A 7,204-nucleotide genomic window follows, 5' to 3' on the forward strand; every position below is an offset into this window, starting at 1 on the left:
GGCCCGGCCCGGCCACCCCACCCGAACCGAACCGGCACAAGAGAAGAGGGAGACCGTGCCTGAGGGGCACACGATTCACCGGCTCGCCCAGGACTACGCCGGACGTTTCCGCGGCCGTCCTCTCCGTGCCACCAGCCCCCAAGGCAAGTTCTCGGACAGTGCGGCCCTCCTCGACGGACAGCCCCTGGACACCGCCGAGGCCCACGGAAAGCACCTCTTCCTGGGCTTCGGCGGGGCCGAGGGCCTCGGCTGGGTCCACATCCACCTCGGACTCTTCGGCAAGGTCGCCCTCGGTGAGGCCCCGGCACCCCCGACGACGGAGACGATCCGGCTGCGGCTCGTCAACGAGTCGTACTACGCGGACCTGCGCGGCCCCACCACCTGCGCCCTGATCACCGACGGCGAGAAGCGCGCCGTACACGACCGGCTCGGCCCCGACCCGCTGCGGCCCGGCGACGACCCGGACCGGGCATGGAGGCGGATCTCCGCGTCCCGCACCACCGTCGCCGCCCTGCTCATGGACCAGAAGGTCGTCGCGGGCGTGGGGAACGTCTACCGCGCCGAGGTCCTCTTCCGGCACCGCATCGACCCGTACCTCCCCGGCAGGGACGTCACCCGCGCCCAGTGGGAGGCCGTCTGGGCCGACCTCGTCGCGCTGATGCGTGAGGGCGTGCGCAACAACCGCATCGACACCGTCCGCCCCGAGCACACCCCCGAGGCCATGGGGCGCCCGCCGCGCGTCGACGACCACGGCGGTGAGGTGTACGTGTACCGCAGGGCGAACATGCCCTGCCACATCTGTGGCGGCGAGATCCGCACCGCCGGTCTCGCCGCCCGCAATCTGTTCTGGTGCCCGGCCTGTCAGAAACCGTGAGGCAGCCAGGGAGCCACCGGACTCGCGAACGCCACCGAGGCCTCGGTCAGCGCGCCCTGCCGCAGTTCACGCACCCGGCCCGCGCCCGCCAGCGCCGAGAGCCGAGTCCCGCCCAGATAGGCCGCGCCCAGCTCGTTCGAGCCGAGCGCGAGATCCGCCGGGTCGGTGGTGCGCTCGCAGCCCGCGCCCTTGGTGTCGCCGCTCAGCCGCCAACGCCCCTCGTTCCAGGGACAGAAGGGGTCGGTGACCTCCAGGACCACATCGACGGGCGCCGCGTACGTGCGCGCCTCGAGGGCCGCGCCCACCTCCACCGGCCGCAGGTGCAGCGAGTCCCGCACCCGCGGCTCGCACCGCCTGATGTCCGAGACCAGGTGGACGAACGGGTCGTCGACCGGCCGGCTGCGCATCCGCACCGTCGAGGTGAGGTCGACCGAAAGGAGGAAGTTCAGCAGCGCCGCGTAGGCCCCGGGGTCGAGCGCCTCGAGGTCCCTGACGTTCACCACGCCCTCGGCTCCCCCCGCGCCCCACTCCGGCTTCACCGCGAAGCGGGCGTAACCGACGGTCCGTCCGTTCCGCTCGGCGAGCACGCACTGGAGCGGCGACGCACCCTGCCGGTTCTGCGCCGGGTCGAGCACGCCCAGACGTTCCCAGCCGGGGAGCCGGGCGAGCATCCCCGGGCGGCTCTCCACGCGCTGTGCGTACACCGCCTCACAGGCCGCCAGTGAGGCCTCCGGGTCGGCGTAGCGCACCCGCACCGCGCCGATGTCCGCGCCCGGAGGCGGCACCAGCCGCACCCGGGAGGAGTCGATCTCGGCCGAGAGCTGCTGGGTGGCGATCCCGTACCCGAACCGGCCGTAGATGCCCGGCTCCGAGGCGGTCAGCACGGCGAGCGGCTCGCCCCACGCGCGCACGTCGTCCAACTGGCGGCGCATCATCGAGGTGAGGATGCCGCGGCGGCGGTGCGTCGCGGCCACGCTCACCATGGTCACGCCGGCAGCCGGGACGATCCTGCCGCCGGGCACGGAGAGCCGGAAGGTGAACGCCCCCGCGGTGCCCACGCACTCCTCGCCGTCCCAGACGCCGATCGACCGCTCGCACTCGGTCAGCGCGTCCCACAGCTCCCGTTCCTCCGTCGCCTCGTCGACACCGCCGAAGGCACGGATCAGATTGCCGTACCAGGTGTCCCACTCCGCCCGGCGCAGGATCCGCAATTCAGTCGTCATATGGCATGCGTACCAGGCCTTTCCGCCCCATGCGACCCAATTTCGAACGCATTGCCACGGGGTCCCCCTGCACACCCGGCGGCTGTGCGGATAGGGTCCCGATGCAATGGCAGGTGCTGGGGGAGTCGACAGCTTCACGGCCCGGATGCGCATGAGGTGGCACCGGGTCCGCACCGCCGTGCGCAAGTCCGGGGTCGACTACTTCCGCGGCGACGGTTCGGACTGGATCGCGCTGGCGGCGCTGCTGCTGACCGTCCCCGCGCTCGCGGTGACCACCATCGCCGCGCCGGTGTGGTGTTCGCCCGCGGCGCTGGTCCTGCCGATCGTGGCGGGCGGGCTGCTGCTGCGGCCCGCGAGTCTGCTCGGGCTGTACGCGGCGGCGGCCCTGGCCCTGATCATCGAGTCCTGGGCGCTCGGCCCCTACCCGGACGGCCCGGCACGGGTCACCCCGGGCACCGTGCTCGTCGTCGCCGCCTGCGGCTTCTTCGGGCTTGTCATCGCCCAGTTCCGCAGCCGTGTCGGCGTGCCGTGGAGGCGCGGCGGCACCATGCTCTTCGACCTGCGCGAACGGATCCGCACGCACGGCAAGCTGCCGCAACTGCCGGCGGGCTGGCACCGCGAGATCGCGCTCCGGCCGGCCGGTGGCCAGTCCTTCTCCGGCGACTTCGTGGTCGCCGCCCGCACCAACGGCGGGCGCACCCTCGAAGTCGTCCTCACCGACGTCTCGGGCAAGGGCATGGACGCCGGCTCGCGTTCCCTGCTGCTGTCCGGGGCCTTCGGCGGACTGCTCGGCTCACTGCCCCCGCACGGCTTCCTGCCGGCCGCCAACGGCTATCTGCTGCGCCAGGACTGGGAGGAGGGCTTCGCGACGTCGATACACCTCGTCCTCGACCTCGACAGCGGTGACTACGAACTGCTGTCCGCGGGGCATCCCCCGGCGCTCCAGCTCAACGCGGGCACCGGGCGGTGGGAGGAGAAGGCCGCCGAGGGACCGCTCCTCGGGGTGTACGACGGGGCGCAGTTCGACGCCGTGAAGGGCTCCCTGCGTCCCGGCGACGTATTGATGCTGTTCACCGACGGCCTGGTGGAGACCCACGACCGGGACATCAGCGAGGGCATCGACCGGCTGACCGGCGAGGCCGACCGGTATGTCACCTCCGGCTTCCGCGGTGCGGCCTGGCACCTGATCGAGGCGGTCGCCAAGGACGTCAACGACGACCGGGCACTGCTGCTGATCTGCCGGGAGTAGAAGGGCCGGCCGCACCGCATCATGGAGCCATGAGCGACAGCGAGGAGACCCGCGCGGCACCGCCGCCGCTGGGCCCGGCCGAGGTCGAGCGGATCGCCACCACGGCGCACGCGGGGCAGACGGACAAGGCGGGACGGCCGTACACCGAGCACCTCAGGGCAGTGGCCGAAGGGGTGCGGGCCAGGGGCGGCTCCGAGGAGCAGGTCGCCGCGGCGTGGCTGCACGACGCGGTGGAGGACGGCGTGCTGAGCCGCGAGTGGCTGGACGGCGCGCCGCTGACGCGGTCCACCAAGGAGATGGTGCTGGCCGTGACGAAACGGCCGGGGGAGCCCCCGGAGTGTTACACCGCCCGGATCCTCGCCACTCCCGGGGCGCTGCTCGTCAAGGAGGCGGACCTCGCGCACAACGCCGACCCGGCGCGGCTGGCGGTGCTGGACGAAGCGACGCGGGCCAGGCTCACCGCCAAGTACGCCGAAGTCCGCCGCCTGTTGGGACTGGCGGCGGACTGAGGCACCGAGCCGGGCCCGCTGGCGCGGCTCGGTGCCGGACGACTGGGTGCCGGACGACTGGGGCCGGGAGTGTCAGCGGGCGACGCGCTCCCGGGCCGCCTCGGCCGCGCTCTTGCGGAAGGCCCACTCCATCCGGGGTTCCACGGCGAAGCGGAACACGCGCCGCACGGGCGGGGTGCAGAGCAGGGTGACGACGGCGGCGGCGACGACGGTGACGGCGATCTCTCCGGGCGGCGTGTAGACCCAGGGATGGGCGTCGTACCAGTCCCAGAAGCGGGAGCCCTTGGCGAGGAAGCCGTGCAGCAGGTAGCCGTACAGGGTGCCCGCGCCCAGCACCGTGTACCAGGTGCGCCGGCGCGGCACCCAGGCGAAGAAGCACACCGCCAGGACCATCGAGCAGCCGAAGAGTGCCAGGGTCATCACCGGCCCGGCCCAGGGCTGCGCGCCCAGTTCCACGGCGCTGTCACGCCGGTAGAACCACGCCGAGGTCATCCGGGGCGCGGCCCAGTACGCGAAGACCAGCGCGGCGGCGAACACCGGCAGCGCGCCCAGCCGGACCGCGCGTCGGCGCATCATCGCGAAGTGCTCCGGGCGCAGGCACAGTCCGGCCACGAAGAAGGGCAGGAACTGCAGCACCCGCTGCAGGTCGAGGTCGTTGCCGATGGTCGGTGACAGCGTCGCCAGGATCGCGACGGCCAGGGCGGCAGGCACCGGCCACCGCACGGCCCGCCACAGCGGGGTGGTCAGGCGCCACACGAACAGCGCGACCAGGAACCAGGTCAGGTACCACGGGTCGAGCAGGCTGATCGGCTGGTCCGGGGCGTGTCCGGCCCAGCGCTTGAAGAGGGTGTAGGCGACCTCGAAGACCACGAAGGGCACGGCGATACCGGTGACCAGACGGCGCAGTCGGTCCGGGCGGTGGTCGAAACCGCGCGAGAAGTAGCCGGAGACGAGGACGAAGGCCGGCATGTGGAACGCGTACACGACCATGTACAGCGCCTCCGCCGTGCGGCTGTGGTCGGTCAGCGGTTCCCAGGCGTGGCCCAGCGCGACCAGCACGATCGCGAGGTACTTGGCGTTGTCGAAGAACGGATCACGAGACGCCGGCGCCGGCGGGGCGGGACGGGCGGCCTGCCCGGTCCGGCCGTCCCGCGGTGGCGGATCACCGTCACGGACCGCCGGCAGCGGGGCTCCGGCGAGCGGCTGATGGGGACGCAGCGCTTGGCTCACAGGCCCTCCCACGGCCTGCTCGGGGGGACGTCCGTGCTCCGTACTGGGTGAGCGGGGGTTGAGGCAGCGTGGAACATCTGAGGCACCTTAGCGTCGCCCTTGGCTTTCGGGAAACCCCCTCCCGTTTTCCTCTTCGATGAGCGAGTGGTGTTGCTCCGTGAATGGTGTGCCGGGGCCAGCTTGCCGTTCCGCCATCGGCGTATGATGCGGTCTCACGTACCGTTTTCACCCAACTAATCCCACTTAAATGGGGCATATGGAATCGGTGTTTGCCTCTGCGGGTGTGTTCCGCTTCACCATTCGAATTCCTGCCGAACGAACTGTGTGGGCATGGAAATGATCTCGTCGAATAACCCCGGTCCCGCTCCCTTGCGCATCAAGGGAATCGGCGTGCGGCCGCGCGCCGCGGCGGCGCGGCCCGGCGCGGCGGCCGGTGATTCCCCACCCGGCGCCAACCATGCACCCGTTGGTGGCACGATGGTGCACGCGGGGGTGTGTGGGGTGCACGCCTCCGGGGCAAGCCGGTAGCAGGCCGCAAGCCAGAGGCCTGAGCAAGGCGGAGCGACCGAGGGTGTGATCAGTTGTGGCCATTTCACTGTCTGTGGTGCTGCTCTTGGCGATCATCTTGGTGGTGCTGATGCGCGGGGGCTCGATCAAGCCCGGGCCGGCCATCGTGGCGGTGCTCTTCGGCTTCTTCCTCGCCTCCACGGGCATGGCGCCCTCGATCAACCGGTTCCTCAACTCGATAGCCGAGACGATCAATCAGATCAGCTTCTAGCGCCCCGTCACCCCGAGGGCCGGGCGGCGGCCGGCAGACCGGCCGCTCAGCTGCTGTGGTCCAGGGCCTCGCGCACCGCTTCCTCGCTGCGGCCCACCACCGCCGTACCGTCGTCGGCCGTGATGATCGGACGCTGGATGAGCTTCGGGTGCTCCGCGAGCGCCTCGATCCACCGCTCCCGCGCGGCGGGCTCACGCGGCCAGTCCCTCACACCCAGTTCCCCGGCGACCGGCTCCTGCGTACGGGTGATGTCCCACGGTTCCAGCCCGAGCCGGTCCAGCACGGCGCGCAGTTCCTCCGCGCCCGGAGGGTCCTCCAGGTAGCGCCGGACCGTGTACTCGGCCCCGGCCTCGTCGAGGATGCCGATGGCGGAACGGCACTTCGAGCACGCGGGATTGAGCCAGATCTCCATGAGGGAGCACCTTATGCTGACCCCGACCGAGGGGGAGGCCCGGGCATGGTGTCGCTCGCGAGGGACCCGAAGGAACCGATGGAATCGCAGCCGCCGGCACAGCCGGAGCCGCCGGTGCGGCCCGACGGCGGGGGCCCCGCACCGGAGTTCGGGGGCTACCGGCTGGAGTCCCGGCTCGGCTCCGGCGGCATGGGCGTCGTCCACCTCGCCCGCTCACCCTCGGGCCGTAGGGTCGCCATCAAGATCGTGCACGCCCAGTACGCCGACGACCCCGAGTTCCGCAGCCGGTTCCGCCACGAGGCGGCCGCCGCCCGCCGGGTCAGCGGCGCCTTCACCGCGCCCGTCGTGGACGCCGACGCGGACGCCCCGCTGCCCTGGATGGCCACGCTCTACATACCCGCCGAGACGCTCGGCCAGCGGGTCGGTGACGAGGGGCCGCTGAGCCCGGAGGAACTGCGCGGGCTCGCCCTCGGCCTCGCCGAGGCGCTGCGCGACATCCACCGCGCCGGCGTCGTCCACCGCGACCTCAAGCCCGCCAACGTGCTGATGGCCCCGGACGGCCCCCGCGTCATCGACTTCGGCATCTCCCGCGCAGCCGACCCCGCCACCGGCGAGGCCCTCACCCAGACCGGCCGCGTCATGGGCACCCCGCCCTTCATGTCGCCCGAGCAGCTCACCCGCCCCCGCGAGGTGGGCCCCGCGTCGGACGTCTTCTCGCTGGGCGCCGTCCTCGCGTTCGCCGCCACCGGACGCGGCCCGTTCGACAGGGACAGCCCCTACGAGACCGCCACCCACGTCGTCGAGGCGGCGCCGTCCCTCGACGGTGTACCGGAAGGGCTGCGCTCCCTCATCGAGCGCTGCCTGGAGAAGCGGCCGGAGAACCGGCCCACCCCGGACGAACTCCTCGCCCTCCTCGCCGCCGCGAACGG

The 7,204-nt window shown here is 72.2% G+C and carries 8 protein-coding genes; 5 read left to right on the plus strand and 3 right to left on the minus strand.

Annotation, left to right across the window (positions count from 1 at the left end; translation table 11 throughout):
- The first annotated feature begins 55 nt into the window (after positions 1–55).
- The gene (locus GUY61_RS31685) at positions 56–874 is read left to right on the plus strand and encodes an Fpg/Nei family DNA glycosylase (RefSeq protein WP_166633696.1); all 819 of its coding nucleotides are present in this window, start codon (positions 56–58) and stop codon (positions 872–874) included.
- Here the strand turns inward: GUY61_RS31685 and GUY61_RS31690 are convergent.
- The gene (locus GUY61_RS31690; protein WP_166633697.1) at positions 862–2,097 is read right to left on the minus strand and encodes a GNAT family N-acetyltransferase; all 1,236 of its coding nucleotides are present in this window, start codon (positions 2,095–2,097) and stop codon (positions 862–864) included. The genes GUY61_RS31685 and GUY61_RS31690 overlap by 13 nt on opposite strands.
- 106 nt (positions 2,098–2,203) lie before the next feature.
- Between GUY61_RS31690 and GUY61_RS31695 the strand changes: the two genes are divergently transcribed.
- Together GUY61_RS31695 and GUY61_RS31700 are read left to right on the plus strand one after the other, a co-directional pair.
- The gene (locus tag GUY61_RS31695) at positions 2,204–3,346 is read left to right on the plus strand and encodes a PP2C family protein-serine/threonine phosphatase (RefSeq protein WP_166633699.1); all 1,143 of its coding nucleotides are present in this window, start codon (positions 2,204–2,206) and stop codon (positions 3,344–3,346) included.
- A 29-nt stretch (positions 3,347–3,375) separates the two neighbouring features.
- The gene (locus GUY61_RS31700; protein ID WP_166633701.1) at positions 3,376–3,855 is read left to right on the plus strand and encodes an HD domain-containing protein; all 480 of its coding nucleotides are present in this window, start codon (positions 3,376–3,378) and stop codon (positions 3,853–3,855) included.
- 72 nt (positions 3,856–3,927) lie between these two features.
- Here the strand turns inward: GUY61_RS31700 and GUY61_RS31705 are convergent, their stop codons facing one another.
- Positions 3,928–5,085 (minus strand): acyltransferase family protein, encoded by a 1,158-nt coding sequence (locus GUY61_RS31705; RefSeq protein ID WP_166633703.1) that lies wholly within the window; start codon positions 5,083–5,085, stop codon positions 3,928–3,930.
- 583 nt (positions 5,086–5,668) lie between these two features.
- Here GUY61_RS31705 and GUY61_RS31710 point away from each other — a divergent pair.
- Entirely contained in the window at positions 5,669–5,863 is a 195-nt protein-coding gene (locus GUY61_RS31710; protein WP_166633705.1) for a hypothetical protein, read from the plus strand.
- Between the two features lie 46 nt (positions 5,864–5,909).
- Here the strand turns inward: GUY61_RS31710 and GUY61_RS31715 are convergent, their stop codons facing one another.
- Complete coding sequence (locus GUY61_RS31715) at positions 5,910–6,275, minus strand: arsenate reductase family protein (RefSeq protein WP_166633707.1); 366 nt, start codon at positions 6,273–6,275, stop codon at positions 5,910–5,912.
- Between the two features lie 78 nt (positions 6,276–6,353).
- Between GUY61_RS31715 and GUY61_RS31720 the strand changes: the two genes are divergently transcribed.
- Positions 6,354–7,204: serine/threonine-protein kinase (locus GUY61_RS31720; RefSeq protein WP_166633709.1), on the plus strand; the 851-nt coding region annotated here is incomplete at its 3' end.

The organism is Streptomyces sp. GC420 (assembly GCF_009916105.1).
Classification (GTDB): domain Bacteria; phylum Actinomycetota; class Actinomycetes; order Streptomycetales; family Streptomycetaceae; genus Streptomyces.

What these genes read in the sequence shown, in the direction of transcription:
- GUY61_RS31690 (WP_166633697.1), bottom strand. Translation starts at nt 2,097, where the DNA reads ATGACGACTGAATTGCGGATCCTGCGCCGGGCGGAGTGGGACACCTGG.
- GUY61_RS31700 (WP_166633701.1), top strand. Translation starts at nt 3,376, where the DNA reads ATGAGCGACAGCGAGGAGACCCGCGCGGCACCGCCGCCGCTGGGCCCG.
- GUY61_RS31695 (WP_166633699.1), top strand. Translation starts at nt 2,204, where the DNA reads ATGGCAGGTGCTGGGGGAGTCGACAGCTTCACGGCCCGGATGCGCATG.
- GUY61_RS31715 (WP_166633707.1), bottom strand. Translation starts at nt 6,275, where the DNA reads ATGGAGATCTGGCTCAATCCCGCGTGCTCGAAGTGCCGTTCCGCCATC.